The following is a 26722-nucleotide window of genomic DNA, read 5'->3' as shown; positions in this document are numbered from 1 at the left end:
CTCGGCGGCGGGCGAGCCGCGGTCCGGCGTGACGTCCCTGCCGCGCGGGATCAGCCCGGCGCGCGACCGGCGGGAGCGAGGGCGGCCGCGTTGCGGCTGCGGATCTGCGCGGCCTCCTCGTCGTAGAGGAAGGGCAGGAAGGCGTAGCGCCTGCCGGCCGTCACGCGGCCCACGGCATGGAGCAGCGAGCAGGAGAACACGACCGCTCCGCCTGCGGGCGCCTTGAATCCGCGCGGCCCGTATTCCGGGAAGGAGACCTCGCCCCCTTCGAAATCGTCGTTGAGGTTGACGGAGACGGCAAAGCGGCGATGGGCGGTGCCGGCGGTAGTGTTGTCGCGGTGGGGCGCGAAATGCCCGCCCTCGGCGGCGTCGTAGCAGGCCACCAGGTAGCGTTCCATCCGCGTGGCGCGGAACTGGTGGATCTTGAGGATCTCGGGCACGACGCGGCGCAGGATGCGCTCGCGCAGCAGGGCGGTGAGGTCGGGATCGGTCACGTGCACGTCGCGGCGCACCTTGTGGCGGGCATCGCTCACCCCCACGGTCCGGTCTCCGACCTGCTGCATGAACCCCGACAGCTCGCCGCCCTGGTCCTCGTAGAGGTCGATGAGCCGGCGGCAGAGCGCGGGCTCGAACACCCTCGGCAGCACGAGAACCGGCGCCTGGAGCGGCATGCCGGCAAAGCGCTCGGGCGGCGGCAGACGGTCGAGCAGGGCGAGGACCGCGCCGGCGCCTCCGTCCTCCGCGCGGAAGGGAAGGCTCTCGACCACCCGCATCGTGGGGTCGATGACCACCCAGAGGCCGAGCCGCCGCTCGCCCCGGGCGGCGCCGTAGAGGCGCGAGGCGAGCAGGTCGAGATCCCAGAAAACCCTGTAGCCGGGCAGGTGCTGCGACAGGCGGCCCGACTCCTCGTCGGCCGGATCGGTGGAGACGGCGAAGAAGGCGGCGAAACGGTCGTCGAACAGGTCCGGGCGCGCCTGGACCGCCGCCAGCGCCGCCTGGGCGGCCGGATGGGCGGCGCTGTGCAGGAAGCACAGCACGAGCCAGCGGCCGGCGGCGGCGTCGAAGCAGTAGCGCGGATTGCCGGCCGAACGCTGGGTGAAGAACGGCGCGGGCTCTCCCGGGAGCGGCGGCCGCACGGCACCCGGCACGACCTCCGGCGCGGGGGCGTGTCGGTCGGCGTCCGGCGCCGCTGGCGCGTGTCCGGAAGGCGGGTTCGGCGTCATGGTCCAAGGGGGCCATGATTCGCCGCGCCGATCAACCCCTTGCAGGCCGGAGCGCGAGGCGGGGCGCGTCAGTAGTGCGACAGGGCCGGACTGGGGTCGCGCGTCTGCGACACGGTCTCGCCCACCGCGCTCTCGGGTCCGGCGGCGAGCCAGCGTTCGGCGTCGAGCGCGGCCATGCAGCCCATTCCGGCCGAGGTGACGGCTTGGCGATAGACGTGGTCGGTGAGGTCGCCCGCGGCGAAGACGCCGGGCACGGAGGTGCGCGTGCTGCCCGGCTCGACCTTGACGTAGCCGCCGTTGTGCAGCTCGAGCTGGCCCGCCACGAGGTCCGAGGCGGGGGCGTGGCCGATGGCGACAAACGCCCCCTGGCAGGGGAGGATGCGCTCCTCTCCGGTGGCGACGTGGCGCAGGCGCAGCCCCTCGACGGCCGACTCGCCCAGCACCTCCTCGACCGTGTGGTTCCAGATCACCTCGATCTTGGGGTGGCGGAAGAGGCGGTCCTGGAGGATCTTTTCGGCGCGCAGGCTGTCGCGGCGGTGGATCAGCGTGACGCGCGTGGCGAAGTTGGTGAGAAACAGCGCCTCCTCGACCGCGGTGTTGCCGCCGCCGATCACGGCGATCTCCTTGCCGCGGAAGAAGAAGCCGTCGCAGGTGGCGCAGGCCGAGACGCCGAAGCCCTTGAGGCGTTCCTCGGACGGAAGGCCCAGCCACTTGGCGCGCGCGCCGGTGGCGAGGATGACCGCGTCGGCGAGAAGGACCAGCCCCCCGTCCGTCTCGGCCCGGAAGGGGCGGCGGGAGAGGTCGAGACGCGAGACGATGTCCATGACGATCTCGGTCCCCATGGCGCGGGCATGCGATTCCATCCGCGCCATCAGGTCGGGGCCCTGTACGCTTTCGTCGCCGGGCCAGTTCTCCACCTCGGTGGTGGTGGTGAGCTGGCCGCCGGGCTCGAGCCCCTGGACGAGGACGGGAGCCAGCATGGCGCGCGCGGCATAGATCGCGGCGGTGTAGCCGGCGGGACCGGAGCCCACGATGAGAAGGCGGACACGGCGCGGATCGGGCATGGCGGCTCTCCCTCTGGGTCTGCCGGACATAGCGCGGGGCGCGGGAGCGTTGAAGCCCCGCAGCCGCGCCGGTGCGGGCAACAATGTTGCGCGGACGCCGCCGCAGGTCTAGGCTCGCCACGGCGCGGCGGACGGGTGCGCGGAGGGAGGGGCGATGCCCGGCGGATGGCTCGATGCGACGGACCGGCGCATCCTGGCGGTGCTGCAGGCGGAAGGGCGGATCAGCAATGTCGCGCTGGCGCGGCGGGTCGGCCTGTCCGCGCCGCCCTGCCTGCGCCGGGTGCGCGCGCTGGAGGAGGCCGGCTATATCCGCGGCTACCGCGCGCAGCTCGATGCGGCGCGGCTCGGCTGGGCGGTGCAGGTCTGGGCGCAGGTGCGGCTGAGAAGCCAGGCGGAGGCGGATCTGCGCGCCTTCGAGGCGGCCGCGCAGGGCTGGCCGCTGGTGCGCGAGTGCCACATGCTCAACGGCGAGACGGATTTCCTGCTGCGCTGCGTGGCACCCGACCTGCCCGCCTTCCAGGCCTTTCTGACCGAGCATCTCACGCCTGCGCCCAATGTGGCGAGCGTGCGCACGAGCTTGGTCATCCGGTCGGCCAAGGAGGCGCCGCTGGTGCCCCTGGAGGAGGGCGGCCCGCCGGGGACGGCAACGCCCGAGCGGGAAGCCGAGGGCGCCTAGGCCGCCTCGAACAGGCCCGTGGAACCGAGCCGCAGCCGCGGCAGGGCGGGCGGGCCGAAGGCGGCGAGGTCGGCGCGGCCCGGAAAGCAGGCGAGGAGCAGATCGAGCGCCTCGCCGCGCAGCGGAAAGGCGGCGGGCGGGCCGGGATGGTAGCTCTCGATCTCGATGCCGTCCGCGAGCAGCCGTTCGGGTCCCGCGAGGCAGAGGCCGAAGACCTGGGCGGGGGCGGGGGGGGCGATGGCGATCACCCCCTCGCCGTCGGCCAGGTCGATGGCAGGCACCGTCGCCTCGGGGCAGCCCGTGATCTCCCGGATGCCGGGGCGGCGCAGCACCACACGGGCGAGCGGGCCGAGGACGAGGTCGTGTTCGGGCCGCGCGAGGCCCAGCGCCCCGGCGGCGATGCGCACGAGGCGCGTCATCTCGGGCGACTGGCCGGGCGCGCCGGGCACGATCAGCGTGGCGCCCCACCACAAGATCGGCCGCAGCGCTCCCGAGGCGGTGCGAAGCCGCTGGCCGGGTCGCAGGTCCTCCACGGCCACGGGACCGTGCTCCGTGGCAAGGACCGTTCCGCGGGCGAAGGCGGCGAAGGGTTCCTCGAAGGGCAGGAGGGCGGGCAGGAGGCGCGGGCCGCTGTCCACCGAGCCATCGGGGCGCAGGGCGGCGATCTCCACCCGGCGCATGAGCGGCGCAGGCCGGCGGGACGCGGCCGGCACCGGCTCGGCCCGCATCCGCAGGGCGGCGGGTGGCGGCACCGCGGCGGGGCGGCCGGGCACATCGAGGGAAGCGGGCAGGTCGCGCATCGGGTGTCTCCGGGCTGGCGGGGACGGGAGCGGACGGGGAAGTCCGGGGACAGGCTCGCGCGACAAGCAGGCAGGATCGTGGCGCCCGGGGGATGAAGATGCGGAGATTGCCGGGCAGCCGAGGCGCCCGCCTGCCCGGTCAGAGGCGGATGGCGGCGATGAGGCGGCCGTAATCGGCCTCCTGCCGGTGGACCTTGCGCCGGTAGGAGAAGAAGCGCGCGGGGTCCGAATAGGTGCAGTGGCGCGTCCATTCGGCTTCGGCCACGCCGGCGCGGCGCAGGCGCCAGAGGCCCCAGCCGGGCAGGTCGAGATGGAGCCGGTCGCCGCGGCCGCCGGCAAAGAAGCGCGCGGCGGCCGGGTCGTCGGCGAGCACCTCCTCCATGAGTTCGGGGCCGACCTCGTAGGCGCGCTGGCTGATCGTGGGGCCGATGGCGGCGCGGATGCGCCCGCGCCGGGCGCCGAGGCGCTCCATGGCGTCCACCGTCGCCTCGAGGACGCCGAGCAGCGTGCCGCGCCAGCCGGCATGGGCGGCGCCGATCACGCCGCCTTCGGGGTCGGCGAGAAGCACGGGCTGGCAATCGGCGGTCAGCACGGAGAGCGCGAGGCCGGGGGTGCGGGTCACGAGCGCGTCCGCGCGCGGGCGCGGCTCGGGCAGGGGGCCGTCGGCCACGACGACCTCGGCCGAGTGGACCTGGTGGACGCCGAGGAGGCGGTCGGGGGCGACGCCGAGGGCGCGGGCGACGCGGGCGCGGTTGAGGGTCACGGCCTCGGCCTGGTCGGTGGAGCCGGGGCCGCAATTGAGGCCCGCGAACACGCCCGAGGAGGCCCCCCCCTCGCGGCCGAAGAAGCCGTGGGGGAGCGGCTGGAGGAGGGGCGAGGCGATCAGGTCGAGCGTCACGGGGCGAATCCGGGCGGGGGCGGGGCGTCGGGGGGGTGGAGCGCGATCGCCTTGAAGAGCGAGCCCATGGCGGCGGGGTCGGCGAGGCGGGCGACGGCGGCGCGGTGGGCGGCGAGCGCCGGGCCCGAAAGGCCGCGCGCGAGCGCCTCGGCCCGGGCCCCGAGGCCGAGGCGGGCGAGCAGCGTGCCCTGTTCGACCATCGCGGTGGCGCGGGCGGGGGGGGCGGCGCGGGCGACCGCGTCGAAGTCCACATGGGCGGTCAGGTCGGCCTCTCCGGGATGGGCGAGGGGGTCGGCGGGGGCGTGGGCGCGCAGGGCCTGGAGCGTGTCGCCGGTCAGACGCCAGCCGCCGTAATCGACGAGGATCGCAGCACCCCCATGGGCGGCGATGCGGCGGCCGATCTCGCCCACGAGGGGAGCGAGGGCGGGGCGGGTCTCGACCATGTCGCCGTCGCGGGTGTCGGCGAGGCGGTGGTCGAGCGCGGGGACGGGGAGCGGGCGGCGCAGGCCCCAGGCGAGGCGGCCCGCGGGATCGAGGCCCACGACGCGCTCGGCCCAGAGGGGGCCTTGGCGCAGGAACTGGCGGACGGGGAGGGCGTCGAGGAACTCGTTGGCGAGAAGGAGGAGGGGGCCTTCGGGCAGGGTGTCGAGGCGGTCGTGCCAGGTGGCGCCGGGCAGGCGGCGGGCCTGCTCGGCCCGGAGCGCGGGCGAGGCCTCGACGAGGTGGACCCGGACGGCGTCGCGGAGCGCGGGGACGACGGCGAGGGCGCGCAGGGCGTCGGCCATCAGCGTGCCGCGGCCGGGGCCGAGCTCGGCCAGAAGGACGGGGCGGGGGGCGCCCTGGTCGAGCCACGCCTGGGCAAGGGCGAGGGCGAGGAGTTCTCCGAAGATCTGGCTGATCTCGGGGGCGGTGGTGAAGTCGCCGCGCGCGCCGAGGGGGTCGCGCGTGGTGTAGTAGCCGTGCGCGGGGTGAAGGAGGCACTCGGCCATGAAGTCGGCCACCGTGAGCGGCCCCTCGGCGCGGATGCGGGCGGCGAGGAGGCCCGCGAGGGGGGTCTCGGCAAGGGTGGGGGCGGTCATGGAGGTGCCGGGGCGGGGGCGGCAGGCGGGCGGCGTCGGGCGGCGAGCACGAGCAGAAGCCCCGCGAGCAGCAGCGGCAGGGTCAGGACCTGGCCCATGGTCAGGCCCCAGCCGTTCCAGTGGAACGCGAGCCCGAGCGGGTTGCCGGGGGAGACGAACTGGGCGTCGGGCTGGCGGACGAACTCGACAAGGAAGCGCGAGATGCCGTAGCCTAGGAGGAAGGTGCCCGTCAGGAGCCAGGGCCGGCGCAGCGCGCCCCAGCGGAAGGCCATCAGGATCAGCAGGAGCCCCAGAAGCAGCCCCTCGAGCCCGGCCTCGTAGAGCTGGGAGGGGTGGCGGGCGCAGGGGGAGGGGAAGCCGGGGCAGTCCTGGGCGGCGGCGCCGGGGAAGATCACGCCCCAGGGCAGCGTGGTGGGCCGGCCCCAGAGCTCGGCGTTGATGAAGTTGGCGATGCGGCCCAGGAGGATCGCGGGGGGCGAGGCGAGGGCGATGGCGTCGGCCACCCCGCCCAGCGGCAGGGCGTGGCGGCGCGCGAACAGGGCGACGGCGAGGACGACGCCGAGGAACCCTCCGTGAAAGCTCATGCCGCCCTGCCAGAGGGCGGGAATCTCCCACGGGTGCTGGAGGAAGTGGAGGGGGCGATAGAAGAGGACGTAGCCCAGCCGGCCGCCCGCGACGATGCCGAGGATGATCCAGGTGAGCAGCGCCTCGAGCTGGGGGGGCGTCATGGGGGGGCTGCCGCCCCAGAGGGCGGGGCGGCGGAGCGCGAGGACGGCGAGGCGCCAGCCGAGGATGATCCCGACGATATAGGCGAGCGCGTACCAGCGCAGGGGAATCTGCACCCCGAAGACCGGCCACGGGATCACGTAGGGCGAGATGTCGGGAAAGGGGATGCCGGTCATGGCGCCTGTCTGCGGGCGGGTCGGGGCGCTGTCAACCGCAGGGGTCCCGGCCGGTGGGGAGGCGGCGGGGCGCGGCGGCTTGTCGCGGCCGCGGGCGGGCCCCATATGGACGGAGACGCGGAACGGAGGGCTCCATGCAGACCCGCAACAAGATCCTCGACGACATCTCGCAGCTGGTGACCAACGCCATGGGCGTGGCGCAGGGGGCGCGGGACGAGGCGCAGAACGCGCTCAAGGGGCTGGTGGACCGGCTGCTGGCCGATCGCGACCTGGTCACGCGCGAGGAGTTCGAGGCGGTGCGCGCCATGGCGCAGAAGGCGCGCGAGGAGAACGACGTCCTGGCGCAGCGGCTTGCGGCGCTGGAGGCGCGATCCGGGAGCGGGGCCGGCCACGCGGAAAAGGCTCCGGCCGAGGGGGCGGAGACCGGCACGGACGAGCCCGAGGCCGGCGTCGCACCGGGGCCCTGACGGACCGGACGGCCCATGCTGCGGCGGGGCCGGACGGGCCGGGGGCCCGGCTGCGGGTCGGCCGAAGAATCCGCTTTACACCGAACCGCCGCCGCGCGCGTATAGGGACAGGCGGGGGCGCCAACCCCCGCTGCGAGCAGGCGACGCGCCCTGGGGGCGCCAGACCCCCGCGGCGCCAACATGAGGCCCGTGCCATGACCATCTCCGAGACCTTTCTCGACCAGGGCGACATCCACCCGATCGACGTGGTGGAGACCGTTGCCACGCATTACGAGTGGGATTTCGACCGCGTGGCCGAGAACCAGATCGCCATGAACCTGGAGGGGCAGTGGCGCTCCTATGCGCTGACGCTGGCCTGGAGCCCGTCGGACCAGACGCTGCGGCTGCTGGCCACCTGGGAGACGGACCCGCCGGCCGACCGGCTGCCGGCTCTCTACGAACTGCTCAACCGGATGAACGACCTGTGCTGGGCGGGCAGCTTCACCTGGTGGGAGGAGGAGAAGCTGATGGTGTTCCGCTATGGCCTCGTGCTGGCGGGGGACCAGGTCGCCTCGCCCGAGCAGATCGACACGATGATCCACGCCGCGCTGCTCTCGGCCGAGCGGTTCTATCCGGCGGTGCAGCTGGCGCTGTGGGGCGGCGAGGAGCCGCGCCGTGCCATGGACGCGGCCATCGCGGAGGCGTTCGGGCGGGCCTGAGCGCGGCTTGCGGCGGCGCGGACCCCTCCCTAGGCTGCGGCTTCGGACGGGGGAGGGTCGATGACGGACGGAAACGGGCGAGACGGCGCCCTCGGGGCGATTGCCGCGCGCGGCGTGCTGCTGGTGGGCTGCGGGCGGATGGGCTCGGCGCTGCTGCGCGGCTGGATCGCGGCGGGGGTGCCGGCGGGGCGGGTGCGGGTGGTCGAGCCCGCGCCGTCGGACTGGCTGCGGGACAGCGGGGCGGTGCTGGAGGGGCCCTGGCCCGAGGCGCCGGCCGCGGCCGTGCTGGCCGTCAAGCCGCAGGTGATGGGCGAGGCGCTGCCGGTGCTGGCGGGCCTCGGGGCGGGTATCCCGGTCGTCTCGATCGCCGCGGGGACGACCTTGGCGGCCTTGGAGCGGGCGCTAGGGGCGGGGCGGCCGGTCGTGCGCGCCATGCCCAACACGCCCGCCGCGATCGGGCGGGGGATCACCGCGATCGTCGGCAACGCGGCCGCGGGCGAGGCCGAGATGGCGCTGGCCGAGGCGCTGATGGAAGCGGGGGGCGAGGTCGTGCGCCTGCCCCACGAGGGGATGATGGACGCGGTCACGGCGCTGTCGGGATCGGGGCCGGCCTATGTGTTCCACCTGATCGAGGCAATGGCGGCGGCGGGCGAGGCGGAGGGCCTGCCCGCCGAGCTGGCGCTGCGGCTGGCGCGAGCGACCGTGGCCGGGGCGGGGGCGCTCGCGGCCGAGACGGGCGAGGCGCCGGCGCGGCTGCGCGAGGCCGTGACCTCTCCGGGCGGGACGACGCAGGCGGGGCTGGCGGTGCTGATGGGGGAGCTGCCGGACCTGATGCGCCGGACGGTGGCGGCGGCGGCCGCGCGGGGGCGGGATCTGGGACGGGAGGGGGGCGGGTGAGCGCGACGATCGAGGATTTCCTGCGCCTCGACATCCGGGTGGGGCGGGTGCGGCGGGCCGAGCCCTTTCCCGAGGCGCGCAAGCCCGCGCTGAAGCTGTGGATCGATTTCGGGCCCGAACTCGGGGAGAAGCGGTCCTCGGCCGGATTGGTGGCGCATTACCGGCCCGAGGACCTGGTGGGCCGGCAGGTTCTGGCGGTGGTGAACCTGCCCCCGCGGCGGGTGGGGCCGTTCCTGTCGGAGGTGCTGGTCCTCGGCCTGCCGGACGAGGGGGGCGCCGTGGTGCTGGTGGGTCCCGACCGGTCCGTGCCCGAGGGGGGGAGGCTGCATTGAGAATCCTGGTGACGCGGCGGCTGCCCGAGGCGAACCGCGCCGTGCTGGCCGAGCGGTTCGAGACGGTGTTCCGCGACGGGGAGACGGGGCTGGGCGCAGAGGAGGCGCGCGCGGCCCTGCGGGAGTTCGACGCCGTGCTGCCGACGCTGGGGGACGCCTTTCCGGCCGAGGTGTTCGAGGGTGGGCCGTTCCGGTGCCGGCTGCTCGCCAATTTCGGGGTGGGGGTGAACCACATCGCGGTGGCGGCGGCGCGCGCGGCGGGCGTGGAGGTGACCAACACGCCGGGGGCGGTGACGGATGCCACGGCCGACATCGCGATGGCGCTGATCCTGATGACGGCGCGGCGGCTGGGCGAGGGGGAGCGGCTGGTCCGCGCCGGGGCCTGGACCGGCTGGGAGCCCACGCAGATGCTGGGCGCGCATGTCACGGGCATGATTCTGGGCATCGTGGGGATGGGACGGATCGGGCAGGCCGTGGCGCGGCGGGGGCATGGGGGATTCGGGATGCGGGTCCTCTACTGGAACCGGTCGGCGAAGGAGACGGAGGTGCCCGCCGAGCGGGTGGAGGACCTGCGCGACCTTCTGGGCCGGGTGGACGTGGCGGTGCTGTGCGTGCCGGGCGGGGCGGCGACGCGGCACCTGATCGGGGCGGCCGAGATCGCGGCGATGCGGCCCTCGGCCTTTCTTGTCAACGTCGCGCGCGGGGACGTGGTGGACGAGGCCGCCCTGATCGAGGCGCTGGAGGCGCGGTGGATCGCCGGGGCGGGCCTTGACGTCTATAAGGGCGAGCCTGCGGTGCCCGAGCGGCTGCGGCGGCTGGAGAACGCGGTGCTGCTGCCCCATCTGGGCACGGCGGCCCTGTCGGTGCGGGAGGCAATGGGGCGCATGGCGATCGACAACCTGCTGGCGCTGGCCGAGGGGCGGGCGCTGCCCAATCCGGCCTGAGGGAGGTCAGGCGGGGGGTGTTCAGGCGGGGAGCGGGTCGCCCGTCGCCTCGCGCCAGTGGCGGCGGCAGAGCGCCTCGTAGCGCTCCTCGCCGCCGATCTCGACCTGGGGGCCGTCGCGCAGGGCGCGGCCCGCGGCGTCGCGGCGCACGACCATGGTGGCCTTGCGCCCGCAATGGCAGATCGTGCGCACCTCGCGCATCTCGTCGGCCCAGGCGAGCAGGGCGGCGGAGCCGGGGAACAGCTCGCCGCGGAAGTCGGTGCGCAGGCCGTAGGCCATGACGGGGATGCCGAGATCGTCCGTGGCGCGGGCGAGCTGCCAGACCTGGGCGGGGGTGAGGAACTGCGCCTCGTCCACGAGGACGCAGGCGACGGGCCCTCGGGCGAGGCGGTCCCGGAGGCGGGCGAGGAGGTCGTCCTCGGGGCCGAACGTGTCGGCGGGGGCCGAGAGGCCGATGCGCGAGCGGATCACGCCCGCGCCCGCGCGGGTGTCGAGCCGCGCGGTGAGAAGCCAGGTGGCCATGCCGCGCTCGCGGTAATTGTGGCTGGCCTGCAGGAGGATCGTGCTCTTGCCGGCGTTCATGGTGGAAAAGAGGAAGTGCAGCTTGGCCATGCGCCGCCCCTAGCAGGGGGGCGGCGCGGGGGGCAAGGCGATGACGCCGCGGGCCTGCGGAGGCCATGGCGCATCGATGCCGCCGGGCCGGCCCTGCGGCCGGCCCGCGCGGCGGCGCAGCGTTCAGGCGGCGAGGCGGGTCAGGGCGCCGTCCACCGCCTCGACGATCCGGTCGATGTCGTCGCGCGTCGCGATCAGCGAGGGGGCGAAGAGCAGCGTGTTGTTGAAGCCGGGCATCGAGCGGTTGGAGGCGCCGATGATGACCCCCTGCCGCAGGCAATCCGCGAGGACGGCCTGCACCCTGGCCTCTGCAAGCGGCTCGCGCGTGTCGCGGTCGGCCACCAGTTCGGCGCCCTGGAACAGACCCATCCCGCGCACCTCGCCGATGAGCGCGTGACGGTCCATCAGCTCGCGCAGTCGATCGCCCAGATAGGCGCCGGTCTCGGCGGAGTTCTCCACAAGCCTCTCCTCCTCCACGATGGCGAGGTTCTCGAGCGCTGCGGCGGGCCCGCCGGTGCAGCCGCCGAAGGTGGAGATGTCGCGGAAATAGCCGAGCCGGTCCGTGTCGTCCTGGAACTGCTCGAACACGGCCTCGGTCGTCACGGTGCAGGAGATGGCCGCATAGCCCGAGGCCACGCCCTTGGCCATGGTGACGATGTCGGGGCGGATGCCGAACTGCTGGTAGCCGAACCACGTCCCCGTCCGGCCGATCCCGCACACCACCTCGTCGATATGGAGCAGGATGTCGTACTTGCGGCAGATGTCCTGCACGCGCTCCCAGTAGCCCGCAGGCGGCACGATGATGCCGCCGCCGGCGGTGATGGGCTCGAGGCAGAGGCAGCCCACCGTGTCGGGGCCCTCGCGCAGGATGACATCCTCGATCGCCCGGGCCGCGCGCTCGCCGTAGCCTTCGCCCGCCAGATCGCCCGCGCGGTATTCAAGGCAGTGGGGAACCTGCACGAAGCCCGGCGCGAACGGGCCGTACATGGCGTTGCGCTCCTGCTGGCCGCCGGCCGACAGGCAGGCGAGCGTCGTGCCGTGATAGTCGCGGTCGCGGTAGAGGATCTTCCACTTGCGCCCGCCATGATGCTTGTGGGCGATCTGGCGGACCATCTTCCACGCCTTCTCGTTGGCTTCCGAACCGGAGTTGGAGAAGTACACGCGGCTGAGCCCCGGCATCCTGGCCGTCAGCGCCTCGGCGAAGCGCGCGCCCGGGATCGTGCCCTGGGCGCCGGCCCAGAAGCACAGGCGAAGGATCTGGTCGCGAACCGCATTGGCGATGCGCTCGCGCCCGTAGCCCACATTGACGGTCCACACGCCGCCCGAGACGGCATCGAGGTATTCCTTGCCCGTGATGTCCCAGACGCGCAGTCCACGCCCCTCCACCATGATGCGGGGGTCGATCTGGTTCGGGCCCGGCGCGAAGGGCTTGTGCTGGATCAGGTGGTGCCAGACATGGGCCCGGTCGGCCTCGATGACGGCGCGGGGGTCGTTGGCGCGTTCGTAGAGCGTGTCCATCTGGAGGCCTCGGGCGGGGGAATGATGCGCTCCGGCCAGATTGCCGCCGCGTGCGGCGAGGTTCAAGGGCGCTGCGGCACGGGCGCACTAGGGGCCGGGACGGGTCCGTGCTAGGCTGGGCTGCCGAACCGTGCACCGGTTCGACGCGAGGGGAGACAGGACATGATTCGACGCAGACTGGCGGCGTTCGCCTGCGGGGCCGCACTCGTCCTGGGCAGCTGGGCCGAAGCCTGCACGCGTGCGGTCTATCTCGGCCCCGAGGGGCGGGTGCTGACGGGGCGCAGCATGGACTGGAAGCTGCCCATCGTCAGCAACCTGTGGGTCCTGCCGCGCGGCATGGCGCGGGACGGAGCCGCCGGGCCGCGTTCGGCCAAGTGGGTTTCCAGCTACGGCAGCCTGGTGGTGTCGGGCTACGACATCTCCACGGCCGACGGGATGAACGAGGCAGGGCTGGTGGTGAACCTGCTGTGGGAGGTCAACGCGACCTATCCCGAGGACGACGGCGTGACGCCGCGCGTCTCGGTTTCGGTCTTTCCGCAATACCTGCTGGACCGCTATGCCACCGTGGCCGAGGCGGTGGCGGACCTGCGCGCCAATCCCGTGCAGGTGGCGGGCGGCGAGGTGCCGGTGGGGCCGCCGGGCCGGGCCGCGACGGTCCACGTCTCGCTCTCGGATGCGACGGGCGACAGCGCGGTCATCGAGTTCGTCGATGGCGAGATGACGATCTGGCACGATCGCGCGTATCAGGTGATGACCAACGAGCCGACCTACGACCAGCAGCTGGCCATCCTCTCCTACTGGCAGGGGGTGAATCCGCGGGAATTCCTGCCGGGCACGGTGCGCGCGAGCGACCGCTTCGTGCGCGCGCATTTCTACGTGAATGCCGTGGAGCAGAGCGCCGATCCGCGGGTCGCGGCGGCGTCCGTCTTCAGCGTGATCCGCCACGTCTCCGTGCCCTGGGGCATCAGCGTCGCCGACGCGCCCAACCTGTCCACGACGCGCTGGCGCGTGGTGGCCGATCACAAGGACCGGCGCTACTACGTCGAATCCGTTCTCTCGCCCAGCGTCTTCTGGGTCGATCTGGATCGGCTGGACCTGTCGGAGGGCGCGCCGGTCCGCCGGCTGGATCTGGGGGTGGACATGCAGGTCATCCATTCGGGCGAGGTGTCGGGCGCCTTCGAGGAGGCGGAGCCCTTTTCCTTCCAGCCCGCCGACTAGGCCCGGGCGCATCCGGGCACGGGCCGCCGGCGGAAAATCCTTGGCGCACGAAGGGGCTCGTGCTTGACTGCGGGTGCCGGCCGGGCACGGCGGCCGCACAGGACGGGGAGACGACGATGCGCAGAGTGACGGCAGTTCTGGCAGCTGTTCTGGCCTCCTTGGGGGTCGTTCCGGCAGCGGCCCAGGAGGAGGGGATCACGGTTGCCTATTTCCTCGAATGGCCGATGCCGTTCCAGTATGCCAAGGTGCAGGGTCTCTACGAGGAGCGGCTGGGCGTGCCGGTGCGCTGGGTTTCCTTCGACACGGGCACGGCCATGTCGGCGGCCATGGCGGCGGGCGACGTGCAGATGGCCGTCTCGCAGGGGGTGCCGCCCTTCGTCGTGGCCACTTCGGCCGGGCAGGACCTCCAGCTCCTCGCCGTGGCAGTGAGCTATTCGGAAAACGACAATTGCGTGGCGCGCACCGAACTCGAGGCCGACGCGGAGAACGCGGCCGAGACGCTGGCGGGCGCGCGGGTGGCGGTGCCGCTGGGCACGGCGGCGCATTACGGCTTCCTGCGGCAGATGGATCATCTGGGGGTGGACACGGCCTCGCTCCAGATCGTGGACATGGCCCCGCCGGAGGGCGCGGCCGCGCTGGCGCAGGGGGCGGTGGACCTCTTCTGCGGCTTCGGCGCCGCGCTGACGCGCGCCAAGGAGCACGGCAACGTCCTGATGACCGGCCCCGAGAAGGAGGCGGCAGGCATCCTCGTCTTCGACGTCATCTCGGCCCCGGCGGCCTTCGTGGCCGAGAACCCCGATCTGGTGGCCGAGTTCCTGGCGGTCACGGAGGAGATGAACGCCGCCTGGCGCGACGGGTCCATGGCCGAGGAGATGCTGCCCGTGATCGCGCAGGATGCCGGGATGGATGTGGAGGCCGCGCGGGACTTCATGGCGACCTTCACCTTCCCCTCGGCCGAGGAGCAGCTCTCGGAGGCGTGGCTGGGCGGAGCGGTGCCCACCTTCATGGCCGGTGTGGCCGGCGTCTTCGTGGAGGCGGGGTCCATCCCCGCGGCGCTGCCGAGCTACGAGGGCGTCGTCAACACGGGACCGCTCGAGGCTGCCGCCGGGTCCTGAATCCCGGTCGCGCGGCTGCGGATGAGCCATCTCGTCCTCGACCGGCTGTCGATGCGCTTTCACCTGCCGGGCGGTCCGGTGGAGGCGCTGCGCGATGTCAGCCTCTCGCTGCCCCGCGGCGAGATGCTGGCGGTGCTGGGGCCGTCGGGCTGCGGCAAGACCACTCTGCTCAACATCGTGGCCGGGTTCCTCGCCCCGACCGAGGGGCAGGTGACTCTGGAGGGCCGCCCCGTGACGGGGCCGGGGCCCGATCGGGGCATGGTGTTCCAGCAGGGGGCGCTCTTCGAATGGATGAGCGTCGCCGACAACGTGGCCTTCGGACCGCGCATGAAGGGCATGGCCCGGCGCGAGCGCGGGGATCTGGTCGAGCACCTGCTCGAGCAGGTGGGATTGGCGGGGTTCGGGTCCAAGGCCGTTTATGAGCTGTCCGGGGGCATGCAGCAGCGCGTTGCCCTGGCGCGCTGTCTGGCCGGCGATCCGGCGGTGATCCTGATGGACGAGCCGCTGGGCGCGCTCGATGCGCTGACGCGGGAGAAGATGCAGGGTCTGGTGCTGCGCCTGTGGCGTGAGACCGGCAAGACGATCCTGCTCATCACCCATTCGGTGGAGGAGGCGCTGCTGCTCGGGGCCCGGCTTGTCGTCATGGCGCCGCGGCCGGGCCGCATTCACCGCGACGAGGGTCTGCCCTTTGCCGCCATGGGTGCAGAGGGGGGCGACCTGCGTGCGGTCAAGCGCGAGCCGGCCTTTGCCGAGCGGCGCGAGGAGATCCTGTCGCTCATCTGGGACATGGAGGAGGAGATCATGGGCCGGGCCGGAGGCGCCGCATGAGCACCTTTCTGGCCGAAGCGGCCGGTCTGGCGGCGGCAGCGGCACGGGTGATTCCGTGGATTGCAGCCTATGTGGCCTGCATCCTGCTGGTCATGGCGTTGTGGCGGCTGGGCCGGCGTCTGCTCGGGCGGCGGCGGGGCGACGTGCTGCGCCGCACCGTCACCTTCGGGGATGCAGGCGCCGTCCGGGGCGAGGGGGTCGCCTCCGTCCTGTCGGTGACGGCGATCCTGGGTCTGTGGGCCGCCTTCACGGGCTCCGCGCTGCTGCCCCCGGCCCTGCATGCGCCGGCCGCCTTTGCGGGCGAGGGACGGTTCACCTACACCGCCGAGGCGCCGGACGGCACGCGCGACGAGGCGACCGTGACCGTGCTCGTCCACCGGCCCGGCGAAGCGCCCCCGCCGCTGCCCGACCTGCCGCCTGGCGAGGGCTGGGCGCGCGATGCGGGGGCGGTGGTCCAGGCGGGGCGGACGGTGCTCGTCGCCGCGCAGGACAACGACGCGATCACGGCCGCGGACGGGGCCCGGATCGTCGCCGTCAACGGCATCCCCGTCGAGCCCGGAGGAGCGCGGGTGGAGACCGGCTGGGGCCGTGTCGGTCTGACGGCGCGCGGGACTCTCAGCGTCTCGCCCGATCCGGGATGGCAGATGGAGCCGATCTGGCTGCCCCCGCCCGAGGCGGTGGCGGCGCGCCTCGTGGAGATCGCGCAATCCGGCTATCGCAACGCCACGCTCTGGGAGCATCTGGGCTATTCGGTGTTCCGCGTCGTGTCGGGCTTCCTGCTCGGCGCGCTGCTCGGGGTGCCGCTGGGCTATGCGATGGGGCTGTCGGGCTGGTTCCGGGGCTGGTTCGACCCGATCGTGGAGTTCATGCGGCCCGTCCCGCCGCTGGCGCTCATTCCGCTGGTCATCATCTGGGCCGGGATCGGCGAGGCGGGCAAGGTCGTGCTGCTGTTCCTGGCCTCGCTCTGGATCATGGCAATCGCGGCACGCTCGGGCGTGTCGGGGGTACGGCTGGCCAAGGTGCACGCGGCCTACAGCCTCGGCGCCTCGCGCGCGCAGGTGCTTCGCCACGTGATCGTGCCCAATTCCCTGCCCGAGATCCTGACGGGTGCGCGTGTCGCGATGGGGGTCTGCTGGGGCACGGTCGTGGCGGCCGAGCTGGTCGCCGCGGACAAGGGGGCGGGGATGATGATCATGACGGCCTCGCGCTTCCAGAACACGGACATCGTGATCCTGGGGATCGTCCTGATCGGGGCAATCGGCTGGAGCATCGACGGCCTGATGCGCGCCGCCGAACGCGCGCTGATCCCCTGGAAGGGCCGCGCCTGACCGGCGGCCCTCAGGGCAGCCGGTCGGGAAGCTGTGCGGCGGTCGGACGGCCGAGCGCCGCTTCCCAGAAGGCAGGGCGGCGAAAGTCGAACCACTGGCGCGCCGTGGTCCAGTCCTTCTCCTTCAGCGCCTCGAACCCGTGTGCGAGGATCGAGTGGTTGCGGTCGGCCTGCCAGCGCGGTGACCTGAAGCTTCCGTCCTCGCGACGGTCCCAGGACGCGGCGACCGGATCGCGCGGTTCGAACCGGGCGACAAGGGAGAGAGCACGGGTCAAGGAGAGTTCGACGATGTCGCCGCCTTTGTCCCGTGTCGGCCGCAGGCCCTGCCGCTCCGCCTCGGTCAGCAGGTCCCAGGGGATCGCCTTGGTTTCGAGACCATGGACGGTCCAGAGCCGGCACTGCACCGCGGCCTCGGCCAGACGGTAGAGCCGGGCAACGGCGTCGTCCCAGAGCCCGAGATCGGCACGGCGCAGGGCGTTGAGCCACAGATCCTCGAGGAGAACAGGCTCGGGTTTGCCCGCCGCCTTGTCCAACGCCTCGATCCGTGCGGGGAGGGCCGCCGCCTCCAGCGCCGCGGCAAGAGGACCGCCCCGGCGCAGGGCCTTCTGGCAGAGATCCCAGGATTGACCGTGGCGGAACCGGTCCCAGGGCGTGAGGATCTCGAGCCAGCCGCGCCAGAGCGCGATCCGCTCTGTCCACGCCTGCGGCACCCTGACCCGCGCCTGCCGCAAGGTCTTGTCCGCCTCGCCCATGACCGCGAGGGCCGCGGCATAGTTGCGCCTGGCCGTGAAGGCGCGGGCGGTGGCGAAGAGGCGGGCGAGGCCCAGAAGCTCGCCCGGCATGGCTACCGGCGCCTCCGAGCCCGCCTCGACCTGCCGCAGGTCGGATCGGCGGCCCGCCATGAACTGGAGCGCCACGCCTTCCTGCGCCGTCGCGGCGAGCACCATGGCTGCCGTCATCGTCTTGGTGCCGCCCGTATAGTCCACGGTGACATGGCGCCCGGCGGCGATCTCGGCTGACAGGGCCGCGTCGATGGCGGCAAGGGCGCGGTCGAGATCGTCGGGCGGCACCTCGATCACGGCCGTGTCCTGCGGTGTCGCAGGCAGGTGTCGCAGCCCCGGTCCCGGAAGGGGATCGCCGCCTGCGCGGTCGTGGAGCGCGGCCTCCTCGACCTGCCCGCGCGACGAGGGGGTGCCCCCCGAGCCGTCGGAGACCACGAACAGCACCCTGTCCCAGCGGCCGCCTTCGATTGCAGTCCGAAGCGGCTGGGGGCTGCCGCCAACCGTCAGGACCAGGGTGCGCACCGTCTCGGCATCCATGGCTGCGGTGTCCATCATGCTGGCCCCTCGATCTCCCGGATCTTCACCGTTTCGATGTCGCCGTCGAAATCCACCCGGACCTCGTCGGTGGGTCGTGCCGCCTCGGTCACCTCGTCCATCAGCGTGCCGACATTGCCTCCCACCCGCACCTTCTGGCCCTTCCGGTAGCGGAGCTGCTGGCCGAGAGCGGAGGCGGCGCGGGGATCGGGCGCGGGTGCGGCGCTGCGACGGGATACCGTCGCGTCGCGGCGCGACGCGGCGGCAGGTGGCATCAGCCAGTCCTGCGGCTCCTCCCAGCGCTCGGCGCGCACGAGCAAGGCCCAGCCGAAGGGCAGCGGATGGCCGTTCAATCTGACCACATGGCGCGCCGAGCCTTCCCTTGCGAAGCAGCCGGCGCCCTGCACCCGGGGCCCCTCGATGCGCCGGTCCGGGCCGATCGACTTCGCCTCGGCATGGCTCGCCCAGCCGAGCCGGACGAGCGCGGCATCGGGATCGTGGCCCTCGCGGCGGAAGGTCTCGAAGAGGGCGAGCGTCGCGCGCAGGCGCGCGCCGGCCTCGCCCGCGAAGAACTTCTCCTCGACCTCGCGCCTCCAGAGCGGCGCGTGCTGCGCCTCCAGCGCGGCGAGAAGCGCGGCGAGGCTTCCGGGCGTGCGCTCGGGGCTCGGGCGACGCTCCGGGTCAAGACGGCCGGCCGCCTGCCGGATCGCGGCGGCCCGCAGGCCGATCCCGACCTCGATGAGCGGCGGCGCCCCACCATCGGCCACCGCTTGCAGCCGCTCGCGGTGCATCTCGCCGACGGTCTGGAACGTGTAATCCCCCGGTCTGCCGTCGGCGCCGGGCAGTCCCCGCTTCCAGGTGTGGACCTTGTCGATGCGGGTCGCGCCTGCTGGCAGGGTAGCATCGGATACGACGACATCGCGCAACGGGTCGGTGTCCTGCGCGCGCTGGCCCGAGGCAAGGCCGAGCAGCCTCTCCAGCGCACCAGCCACGAGGCGCGCCCGCTCGCGCGGCCCGGCGGCGGCCCACTCGCGCATCCGAGGCAGGCGCGGCGCATCGGCCGGAAAATGCCGCGCCATCGCGGCCGCCCAGGCGGTGCGCAGCGCGCCCTTCAGGCTCGATCCCGGCAGCACCGGCCGGCCGCCGGCGCGGAAGAAGGCGTCGATCTGGTTCCGCCGACCCTTCCCCTCGCCCGAGAGATCGACGGCCTTCGCGCTTTCGGGAGCGATCGGGATGCGCTCGAGGATGTCGCCGTCGGTCGCCCTGCTCTGGAGCCGCGCGATCATGTCCCGGATGACGTCCAGCGCGGCATCCGCACGCACACGATCCATGTCGCGCAACCAGGCGGCCCGCTCGGCCTCCGGCAGCCGCGCGAGCACCGCCCGCACCGTCACCCGCTCGACACAGCCCCGCCCGAGGCGATAGTCCTCGGGCCTGAGCCGCGCCTCCTCGCCGCCGCCGACATGGATCGGCGTGAGCGGCACGAGGATCAGAGGGTGCATCTCGAACTGCGCGCCCATCACGCCGCCTCCGCGAAGGGAATGGCGAGATGCAGCGCGTTCACGACCACTTCGGGACGCGCGGGATGCACATCGCGCAGGATCTGCCCGAACGGGCCGGCGCCCTCGGGGCGGAAGGTCGCGCCCGGTCGCGTGAGAAGCACCGGCCGCTTGAAGGGCGAGACACCGGTCAGCGCGTGTTCAGGCCCGAGGCGGCCGAAATGCGGGACGAGCTTCCAGAACGCATCCCGCATCGTGGCGGGCGTGAGGGCCCCGCGCGAGAGGCTCATCCGCCGCTTGCCCGATCCCCTGGCAAGCTCCTTGTCCTCGCAGGCAGTGGCGATCTCCCAACGGCCGCGACCGGTTCCGGCATCCCTGCCGAAGCCGCGCGTCCCGAGCGCGGCGAGGAGGTCGCGCACCGTCTCGAGCGGCTCCTCCGTCTCGACATAGAGGTCCATGTCGCGCGTGGCGGGATCGGCAAAGCGCCAGTCCTCGTCGAGGAAATAGAGCCCGCCCGTCTCCTGCGTGCCCTGGCCTTGGCGGTGGACATGGTTGTGGGCGATCCGGCGCGGCAGGGCGGGCTCCGCCATGGTCTCGTCCTCGGCAAGACGCGCCTCCTCCCAGGCATCGCGCAGGCGTAGGAAGGCCGCGCGGGAGACGAGATTGCGCTTCTTCACCGTCTTGATCCGGTCGAAGGCCTCGCGCGGCACCGGCCGGGGCCGGACGAGCGGCCGCGGCAGGAAGCCCGCCGGAAGGCCGTCGGAGAGCCGCCAGACCCGCGCGGGGTCGGACAGCCACCCGGTCACGGCAGAAGAGCCCTCCGCCTCGGCGCGCAGCACGCAGATCTGGCCGAAGAGGGTCGGCCCGGCGAGCGGCGTGCCGAGCGGGGCCGCGAGCCGCAGGGTGAGGCGCCAGAGCGGCATGGCTCAGCCAGCCCCGAAGGCGCGGGCGACCGCTTCGCGGATCCCGGGATCGGGAGCAGCACGGCTGAAGGCGCCGCCGCGCAGGTTGTCGAGCCGCTCCTCGGCTCCCCCGGGGCCGCGCAGGACGAGATCGCGAAAGGCCACCCTCCCGTAGCCGCGCGAGCCCGACCCGCCGAGCGCATCCTCCTCGATCAGCCTGAGCCCCTGGATCGCCCAGGCGAGGCAGTCGAGATCGCGCGCGCCGCCGTCGCCCTCCACCGAATAGACCCGGAAGGCCGCCTCGAAGGCGAAGCGTGCCCCGGGCGGTACGCGCTCGGTCTGGCGCGGGCCGACATTGTCGAGGGCCTTGCCGGCGATGCGGTGGATGACAACCTCCGTCTTGGCTTCGGTGAGCTCACGACCGGCATCGAGTTCTGCGCGCCGCCACTCGTCGAGCAGCATCGCATCGCGCACCAGAAGCCGCGTCGGCCCCGCGTCCCATGCCTCGCGCTTGGCATTGGTGCCGAAGATGCGCAGCACCGGGTCCCTGGGGTCGGTGCAGTCCCCCGCCTCCCAGCCCCAGGCCTTGCCGTCGGCGCGGACCTTGCCGAAGGCCCATTCGAGCAGGAAGCGCATCTTGCCCTTGATCGAGGAGCCGGGGACGTAGGGGTCGCCCGCCGGCGTCTTGATCACCGGGTTGTCGATCCCGCCGATCTCGACCGTGTCCTTGCCCGCGCCGATATGCAGCCCGGTGCGCACTTCGAGCACGGCCGTGAGCGTCGCGAGCCCGAGGAAACCGTCCACCACCACCTTCTCCGCCACATCTGCCATGGCTCACCTCCGCCTCTGATGCCCATATCCCGACTTTCCCACCGGCGCACCGCCAGTTGGCCGCGTCGGGCTTTCCAGCGCCCGCGACTGCCGGTCCGCCTGCTCGCAGTCCTTCTCGAAGACCTTGTGCCAGGCCACCACCGCCTCGAAATGCCGGGCGAAGGCACGGAAGTCGGCGACCGTCTTCACAAGCCGCGCGTGATGAGCGACAAAATCGGCGAGCGCCTGTCGATCGCTCTTGCCCGTATCGTCCCTGTCACGCGCTGCGGTGTAGACCGTTGGAACCTTAAGGAGGACCATGGCCAACTGCGCCTCCTCGTCGCGTGCCTGGGCGCCCTTGAGCTCGAGCTGCCGCCGGTCGGCCATGACCTGCCCGAAGAAGCGGCGGAGCTGCGACGACGGAATTCTTGGCTCGTATATGTCTTTCTTCTTGGTGGAAGGCTGCGTCCACAGTCGCGCCTCCTCCTGCGCCTCCATATCGAAAAGTTCAGGGCGGGGGGTCCTGCCGTCGGGGCCGAAGTAGCTTTGCGGTCGGGCCATGGCGATCCTCAGCGGTTGCGATAGAGCGCGTGGGTGATAGCGAGGCGCGTTCCCGGCAGAGGTGCGCCGGTGGGGCGCCAGTCGGGACCGATCGCGAACAGGGCACGAAGGGTCTCGGCGACCTCGTCCGGCACGCGCCCCTCGCCGCGGGCGGGTCTCAGCCGCGCGAGTGTGTAGCCCAGCTTGCCCATCCAGCCGAAATCAGAGCCCTGTCCGCGTCCTGCGGCGATGCGCCGGCGCGCGTCGTCGAGCGCAAGCAGCCGGTACAGCGTTGCGGTGGCGAGCGTGCCGTCGCGCAGCCAGCCGTTCAGCCGCTCGGCGTGGTCGAGCGCCGCGGCGAACGCATCCCACGTCATCGCGCCGGCCTCCACCGCCGAGACGCGGTTGCGCCCCGCCACCTTGGCCGCCTCGAGCCGGCTCTCGGCCTCGCGCGCGGCGATCGAGATCGGCGTGCGGGGATCGAACAGCGCAATGCCCAGCGAGAAGGTGAGATCGGGATTGCCGCCCGAGAAGGCGCGGAAATCCTCGGCGAGCCGCGCCGCCAGCGCGAAACCCTGTCGCCAGGGCAGGACCAGGGTGAAGTCGTCGCCGCCGGCATAAACCGTATAGCTGTCCGGGAACTCGCGCTCCAGAAGATCGGGCAGGCGCAGGGCGAAATAGGCATCGATCAGCCGCGAGAGCTGTGCCGATCGCGCCACCGACCAGCGCTCGCCCAGCCCGAGGGCGAAGATCTGACCGAGCCGGTCGACATCGCCCTTGAGGAGCGCGAGCATCGGCCGCCCGAGCCGCCCCTCCCCCTCGGTGGCGTCGAGGGCGAGGCACTGGAAGGTGCGGATCTGGCCCGGCTCGATCTCCTCCACCCCCTCAAGGGTGATGCCGGCCGCACGGGCAAGCGCCTCGTAGCGTGCGCGGTCCCCCTCGGCGAAGCGCGCGACCCAGGGCGGACCCGCGCGGAGCGGCGCCGGACCATGCGCGGCATGACGCAGCCAGCGCCAGCCATGGCCGCGGTCGTGGGCAGTCACGCCCTCGCCGAGCGGCAGCAGATAGTTGAGGCCGAACAGCTGATCCGTGGGAGTGGCCGATCCACCCACCACCACCGCCCTAGCCCGCGGCAAGGCCTGGCCGATGGCCAGTTCGCCTGCGCAGGCCGCGCAGGGTCCGGGCATCTCGGCCGTACCTCCGGCCGGGCGGAGGCCGCAGGCCGGGCAGTCGCCCGCGGGATAGTCGAGCCGCAGGATCGCCTCGGATGCGGGTCCTTCCAGCGGGTGGAGCTTCGCCGTCTCGATCGCGACGGCCAGACGGTCGCGTACCGCGCGGGCCCGTTCGTCGGCAGCGCGGCGGTCCGCCTCGTCACGCCTTGGCATCAGGTCCCATGGTGTGAAGGGGTCCGACAGGGTGAGGCCGATGGTGAGATCGCCGGCATATTGCGGCGCGATCCAGTCGTCGAACCCGGCGCGCAGCTCATCGAGTGATCGGGGCGCGTCGGCCGTTTCCGGCACGAGCACAAGGAACCGCCCGCCGGCGACCTGCAGCGCCGCCGCCATCGGCATGCCGAAGGCCGCGAGAGTCTGGCGCACGGCGGCATCGGCGAGAAGCTGGAAGCGCATGGACCGCCCGCGCAGCAGACGGGCGAGCCCCGACACGCCTTCCGAGCGCAGTCGGAACAACGTCACCTGCAGCCCCGACAAGTCGCCCACGAGGAACCGAAACTTCGCCCGCGCTCCGTCGCGCAGCGCCGCCGCATCGCCGAGATCACCCGCCGCCTCGTGGTGACGGAAGAGCGCCGCGGCGAAGGCGGCGACCGCCCGGGCGTGGTCGTGCAGCGAGACGTCCGGCTCGTCCACCGTCGAGGACGGCACCGCCCAGAGCGTGCGCTCCGAAAGCGACAGAAGCCCTTCCTCGAAGGCCGCCGCGTCGTTCCCGGCCCGCGCGCACAGCTCCTGCCAGCCGCTGCGGAACGCGTCCCAGACTTGGCGGCATCCACCGCCCATGGCCTCCGCGTCGGGTCTGGACACGGGGGCGAGAGCCTCCGGAGATCCGACGGCGGGCGCATGCCAGAGATCGGGACGGTCGCCATCGGTCAGCCGCACCCGGCTCGTCATCGCCCGGATCGGAGTGGCGAGATAGGCTCTGCGCTGATCGCCCTCTGCCGTTTCGGCTTCGGTGTCGCGGGCCTTGCGCTCCTGCCCGGCCGCCAGACGGTCGGCGCGGGTCAGCACCTCGCTGAGCAGCAGATGCGGCGCCTGCCGGTAGTCCTGCAGCGGCGCATGGTGATAGACCGCAAGGGTCCGGACCCTGGCCCGGTCAAGGGCGGCAGGCCACGGCAGCGGGTCGGCGCCCTTGCCCTCGCACAGGTCGAAGAAGAGGTCGGACCAGAGGGCATGCCAGTGGCTGTATCGTCCCTGATGCTGCGGCAGCACATCGTGGGCTCGGTCGACCACATCCTGCGGCAGCCCCTGTCCGCCATGCGCCCGCTGCAGAAGCTTGCCGATGTCGTGGAGAAGCCCCGCCACCGAAAACTCGTAGATCGTTGCACTCGACGTCATGGCCATCCTGCAGAGACGCTGCCCTTCTCGGTCCCGGCGATCGCGATCTCGCTCCGATCGAGGGCAAGCCGGTAGATCGCGCGGGCCCGCCCGCCATCCGCCTGAACAAGCCGAGCCCCTCGCGGGCGGACTCCGGACGCCAGGGCCAGCTTGTTGGTCCGTGCCGCCTTCTCCTCCATCCATTCGGGATCGAGCGGATCGGACAGCCGCTTTTCGGCACGCAACCGGGCGTCTTCTCCCGCGATCGTGCGGTAGGCCGCCAGATAGCCTGCCCGGGGCGCCCCCACGCGCGGCACGCCGGGTGCGCCGGCGGCCTGTTCGCGCGCGATCCAGCCGACAAAGGCTGCGATCGCGGGCGGAAGACGAAGCGCAGCCCCGTCCCACATCAGCCGGCCCGACGCGGAATCGAGCACGAGCCGGGCCCGTTGGCCGTCCTGCGAAAGCCGTTCGAAGAACTCGCGGACGCCGCCAGGGCCGGCTGCCGCTCTGGCCAGCCGGGGAAAGGGGATGTCGATGAGGGTGATGGTCAGCTTTGCGGCATCCAGCAGATCGCCCGCTGGAGTGAGAACGATCCGTGATCCTGCGGACGGATAGAACAGGCCGGCCGCTGCCGCTTCGGGCGGGACGATGACATGGCTCATCCTGTCCTGGGGGCGGCCCAGAACGGCCATGAGCAGGCCAAGCAGCGCCGCGGCCGGCTTGCGGCCTCCGGCGATGGATACATGAAGTTCGGTGTCAGGATCGGCCGTGAGGCGACCCAGGACGCGCCACGCGCATTCGGCAAAGGCGATGACGCCCTGCTGCCCGTCCGTGTCCCCGAATCGCTGGTCGCTTCGACGACCTCCGCGGACCGGGCGAGATGCGCGGCGCCGGCCACCTTCCAGTCCCGTGCCCAGGCCGAGATCGCGCCCGAGTCCGGGTCCAGCAGGACCGCCCGCACCAGATCGGCCGCCCGGGGCGTCACAAGCAGGACCAGCCGGTCGGGCACCCATCCGTCCGAGGACCAGAGCGCGTGCAGCGTCTCGGTGACGACCTGCGGAGACAGGCCGACCGATGTCACCAGCACGCGATGGCGCTCCGATACCGTCATGCCGCTTCGGCCTCCACATGGCCGAGGCCCATGCTCGTGTCCTTGCCCAGATGCATGACCGGCACCCAGTCGGCCAGCGCAGCCAGATCGGGCGCTTCGGCGAAATCGAGCACGAGCGAGCCGAGGATCCCGCCGATCGACTGCTCGGCCCGTTGCCGAGACGACCACCGGCGCAGGGACAGCCACCGGATATCGGCATCGCACAACCTCAGCCGGGTGGCCTGCGCGGCCAGGGCCGGAAAATCGATGGCCGGATCGAGAATGCCGTAGAACTGGGCCATCAGGCCGATCCGCCGCAGGACCGAACGACCGATCACGGCCCCGTCGAGCCGGTCGGGGCCGATCGGTTTGCCTTGGCTTGCGATCCGGAGCGGGCTCCTGAGGTGCCAGCGTCGCCGCCAAGGCAGTCGTGGCAATGCAGGTTGGGACGCGCTCGCCTGGCCGTCGCGGGATGGTCTGGCACCGCAGCCAGGCTCGATGCGGGCCGTCACCACCCGGAACGGCACGCGGCCACGACCGAGCCCATGAGCCGCCATGCTCCCTGCCGCCTCGACAAGAAATGGCGCAGTGGCGGCATCCGGTCCGAAAAGGCGGACGGTCAGCGCCTCTCTCGTCCCGGGCGGACGGATGGCCCCCTTCTGGTCGCGCCACGTCACGACGATCACGAGGGGGTGCGGCGCGTGATTGTACCGTCGCATGACGCCCGCCGCGGGATCGGGGCGGGTCTCGAAGAGCCGATGGTAGATGCAGGCTTGCACCAGCGGGCAACCCTCGCAGGAGGGGCGGTGCATCACGCAGACGAGGCGACGGAGAGCCGAAGCGAGCGCACCGCGATACATGGATCCCGGGAAATCGGGAGGGGCCCAGGATGCCAGGGCCTCGAGTTCCAGATGGACGTCGCTCCAGCTCACAGAGATCATGCCGCGAACCTATCCGTCCTTTCGCCCCCCACAAGCGGTTGGCTCCAATTCCAAGCTTGTCTCTCGGAGTGTGGCGCGGGCGCCAAACTGGGCCGACCTGCCCGGGGGGGTTGCGCATTGCGCCCGCCAAGCTTGGCACGGCTGGTCATTCGGCCGCGGGCACATCACGACTGCGCTGGATGTCGGCGAACAGGGTGGCACGGATGGGCAGGCTTCTTGTTTGTGCCTACGACGTGGCCGATGAGCGTCGCCTTGCGGCTGCGCTCGCCGCGGTGACGGCGTGGAGCCATGGCGGGCAGAAATCCGCCTTCGAATGCCTGGCCGCACCCCGCGAGATCCCTGATCTTGGTTGCTCGGTGGGGGAGTCGCGGTGCCCGCAAGCCGACCGGCTCGCGCTGTTCCGCCCCGATGTCCGGTTCAGCTTCGGTCTCGGCATCGGTCGCATCGCCGAGCCGAGCGCGCTCGTCTATGTCGGCTGAC

General features: G+C 72.7%; 26 protein-coding genes and 1 pseudogene. 11 read left to right on the top strand and 16 right to left on the bottom strand.

Going from position 1 to position 26722, the window contains the following annotated elements:
• Nucleotides 1-50 precede the first annotated feature (50 nt).
• Nucleotides 51-1136, bottom strand: a complete 1086-nt coding sequence (locus tag GT358_RS11505) for a 2OG-Fe(II) oxygenase (RefSeq protein WP_371416275.1) — start codon at nt 1134-1136, stop codon at nt 51-53.
• 155 nt (nt 1137-1291) lie between these two features.
• Complete coding sequence (trxB, locus tag GT358_RS11500) at nt 1292-2287, bottom strand: thioredoxin-disulfide reductase (protein WP_166582766.1); 996 nt, start codon at nt 2285-2287, stop codon at nt 1292-1294.
• A gap of 154 nt (nt 2288-2441) precedes the next feature.
• Here trxB and GT358_RS11495 point away from each other — a divergent pair, with 154 nt between their 5' ends.
• Nucleotides 2442-2963: an Lrp/AsnC family transcriptional regulator gene (locus tag GT358_RS11495; RefSeq protein WP_166582765.1), complete on the top strand. Its 522-nt coding sequence runs from the start codon at nt 2442-2444 to the stop codon at nt 2961-2963.
• Here the strand turns inward: GT358_RS11495 and GT358_RS11490 are convergent.
• The 4 genes from GT358_RS11490 to lgt all read right to left on the bottom strand — a co-directional run bounded on the left by GT358_RS11490 (nt 2960) and on the right by lgt (nt 6642).
• Nucleotides 2960-3763, bottom strand: a complete 804-nt coding sequence (locus GT358_RS11490) for a Hint domain-containing protein (RefSeq protein WP_243730848.1) — start codon at nt 3761-3763, stop codon at nt 2960-2962. The genes GT358_RS11495 and GT358_RS11490 overlap by 4 nt on opposite strands.
• Before the next feature lie 139 nt (nt 3764-3902).
• On the bottom strand, nt 3903-4661 hold the full coding sequence (gene pgeF / locus GT358_RS11485) for a peptidoglycan editing factor PgeF (protein ID WP_166582764.1): 759 nt from the start codon (nt 4659-4661) through the stop codon (nt 3903-3905).
• Nucleotides 4658-5740 carry a class I SAM-dependent methyltransferase gene (locus GT358_RS11480; protein WP_166582763.1) on the bottom strand — a complete coding sequence of 361 codons (1083 nt, stop codon included), beginning with the start codon at nt 5738-5740 and terminating at the stop codon, nt 4658-4660. Before GT358_RS11480 ends, pgeF begins: the two co-directional genes overlap by 4 nt.
• Nucleotides 5737-6642: a prolipoprotein diacylglyceryl transferase gene (lgt, locus tag GT358_RS11475; protein ID WP_166582762.1), complete on the bottom strand. Its 906-nt coding sequence runs from the start codon at nt 6640-6642 to the stop codon at nt 5737-5739. The genes GT358_RS11480 and lgt overlap by 4 nt, the downstream gene beginning before the upstream one ends.
• A 134-nt stretch (nt 6643-6776) precedes the next feature.
• Between lgt and GT358_RS11470 the strand changes: the two are divergent.
• The 5 genes and pseudogenes from GT358_RS11470 to GT358_RS11450 form a co-directional block, all read left to right on the top strand.
• Nucleotides 6777-7013 (top strand): annotated as a pseudogene (locus tag GT358_RS11470) (accessory factor UbiK family protein); the annotation flags it as partial.
• Nucleotides 7014-7303: 290 nt separating this feature from the next.
• On the top strand, nt 7304-7807 hold the full coding sequence (locus GT358_RS11465; RefSeq protein WP_166582760.1) for a YbjN domain-containing protein: 504 nt from the start codon (nt 7304-7306) through the stop codon (nt 7805-7807).
• A gap of 60 nt (nt 7808-7867) precedes the next feature.
• A complete protein-coding gene (proC, locus tag GT358_RS11460) occupies nt 7868-8704 on the top strand; it encodes a pyrroline-5-carboxylate reductase (RefSeq protein WP_166582759.1) in 837 nt (278 codons plus the stop codon).
• Entirely contained in the window at nt 8701-9036 is a 336-nt protein-coding gene (locus GT358_RS11455; RefSeq protein WP_166582758.1) for a tRNA-binding protein, read from the top strand. Before proC ends, GT358_RS11455 begins: the two co-directional genes overlap by 4 nt.
• Nucleotides 9033-9980, top strand: a complete 948-nt coding sequence (locus GT358_RS11450) for a D-glycerate dehydrogenase (protein ID WP_166582757.1) — start codon at nt 9033-9035, stop codon at nt 9978-9980. The genes GT358_RS11455 and GT358_RS11450 overlap by 4 nt, the downstream gene beginning before the upstream one ends.
• A gap of 21 nt (nt 9981-10001) precedes the next feature.
• Here the strand turns inward: GT358_RS11450 and GT358_RS11445 are convergent, their stop codons facing one another.
• Nucleotides 10002-10592, bottom strand: a complete 591-nt coding sequence (locus tag GT358_RS11445) for a thymidine kinase (protein WP_166582756.1) — start codon at nt 10590-10592, stop codon at nt 10002-10004.
• 123 nt (nt 10593-10715) lie between these two features.
• Nucleotides 10716-12110 (bottom strand): aspartate aminotransferase family protein, encoded by a 1395-nt coding sequence (locus tag GT358_RS11440; protein ID WP_166582820.1) that lies wholly within the window; start codon nt 12108-12110, stop codon nt 10716-10718.
• 162 nt (nt 12111-12272) lie between these two features.
• Between GT358_RS11440 and GT358_RS11435 the strand changes: the two genes are divergently transcribed.
• The 4 genes from GT358_RS11435 to GT358_RS11420 all read left to right on the top strand — a co-directional run bounded on the left by GT358_RS11435 (nt 12273) and on the right by GT358_RS11420 (nt 16599).
• Nucleotides 12273-13328, top strand: a complete 1056-nt coding sequence (locus GT358_RS11435; protein WP_166582755.1) for a linear amide C-N hydrolase — start codon at nt 12273-12275, stop codon at nt 13326-13328.
• Between the two features lie 116 nt (nt 13329-13444).
• Nucleotides 13445-14443: an ABC transporter substrate-binding protein gene (locus GT358_RS11430; protein ID WP_166582754.1), complete on the top strand. Its 999-nt coding sequence runs from the start codon at nt 13445-13447 to the stop codon at nt 14441-14443.
• 21 nt (nt 14444-14464) lie between these two features.
• Nucleotides 14465-15271 carry a taurine ABC transporter ATP-binding protein gene (locus tag GT358_RS11425; protein ID WP_166582753.1) on the top strand — a complete coding sequence of 269 codons (807 nt, stop codon included), beginning with the start codon at nt 14465-14467 and terminating at the stop codon, nt 15269-15271.
• 92 nt (nt 15272-15363) lie between these two features.
• Nucleotides 15364-16599 (top strand): ABC transporter permease, encoded by a 1236-nt coding sequence (locus GT358_RS11420; protein ID WP_166582819.1) that lies wholly within the window; start codon nt 15364-15366, stop codon nt 16597-16599.
• Between the two features lie 10 nt (nt 16600-16609).
• On the opposite strand, the gene GT358_RS11415 is transcribed toward GT358_RS11420, so the two are convergent.
• From GT358_RS11415 to cas6, 8 genes are all read right to left on the bottom strand, one after another.
• Entirely contained in the window at nt 16610-17935 is a 1326-nt protein-coding gene (locus tag GT358_RS11415; RefSeq protein WP_166582752.1) for a TIGR02710 family CRISPR-associated CARF protein, read from the bottom strand.
• Entirely contained in the window at nt 17932-19434 is a 1503-nt protein-coding gene (locus GT358_RS11410) for an RAMP superfamily CRISPR-associated protein (protein ID WP_166582751.1), read from the bottom strand. Before GT358_RS11410 ends, GT358_RS11415 begins: the two co-directional genes overlap by 4 nt.
• On the bottom strand, nt 19434-20336 hold the full coding sequence (locus GT358_RS11405; RefSeq protein ID WP_166582750.1) for a hypothetical protein: 903 nt from the start codon (nt 20334-20336) through the stop codon (nt 19434-19436). Before GT358_RS11405 ends, GT358_RS11410 begins: the two co-directional genes overlap by 1 nt.
• A gap of 3 nt (nt 20337-20339) precedes the next feature.
• Nucleotides 20340-21146, bottom strand: coding sequence for a type III-A CRISPR-associated RAMP protein Csm3 (gene csm3 / locus GT358_RS11400; protein ID WP_166582749.1), 807 nt, complete (start codon nt 21144-21146; stop codon nt 20340-20342).
• A 3-nt stretch (nt 21147-21149) separates the two neighbouring features.
• The gene (gene csm2 / locus GT358_RS11395; RefSeq protein WP_166582748.1) at nt 21150-21686 is read right to left on the bottom strand and encodes a type III-A CRISPR-associated protein Csm2; all 537 of its coding nucleotides are present in this window, start codon (nt 21684-21686) and stop codon (nt 21150-21152) included.
• An 8-nt stretch (nt 21687-21694) separates the two neighbouring features.
• Nucleotides 21695-24232, bottom strand: a complete 2538-nt coding sequence (gene cas10, locus GT358_RS11390) for a type III-A CRISPR-associated protein Cas10/Csm1 (protein ID WP_166582747.1) — start codon at nt 24230-24232, stop codon at nt 21695-21697.
• On the bottom strand, nt 24229-25224 hold the full coding sequence (locus tag GT358_RS11385) for a CRISPR-associated ring nuclease (protein ID WP_166582818.1): 996 nt from the start codon (nt 25222-25224) through the stop codon (nt 24229-24231). The genes cas10 and GT358_RS11385 overlap by 4 nt, the downstream gene beginning before the upstream one ends.
• A 94-nt stretch (nt 25225-25318) precedes the next feature.
• Nucleotides 25319-26242: a CRISPR system precrRNA processing endoribonuclease RAMP protein Cas6 gene (gene cas6 / locus GT358_RS11380; RefSeq protein WP_166582746.1), complete on the bottom strand. Its 924-nt coding sequence runs from the start codon at nt 26240-26242 to the stop codon at nt 25319-25321.
• A gap of 203 nt (nt 26243-26445) precedes the next feature.
• Here cas6 and GT358_RS11375 point away from each other — a divergent pair, with 203 nt between their 5' ends.
• Complete coding sequence (locus GT358_RS11375; RefSeq protein ID WP_166582745.1) at nt 26446-26721, top strand: hypothetical protein; 276 nt, start codon at nt 26446-26448, stop codon at nt 26719-26721.
• Nucleotide 26722 lies beyond the last annotated feature (1 nt).

Source organism: Rubellimicrobium sp. CFH 75288, assembly GCF_009904055.1.
GTDB lineage: Bacteria > Pseudomonadota > Alphaproteobacteria > Rhodobacterales > Rhodobacteraceae > Rubellimicrobium.
The sequence above is the reverse complement of the archived record's forward strand: the minus strand, read 5'-3'. Positions and strand labels throughout refer to the sequence as shown.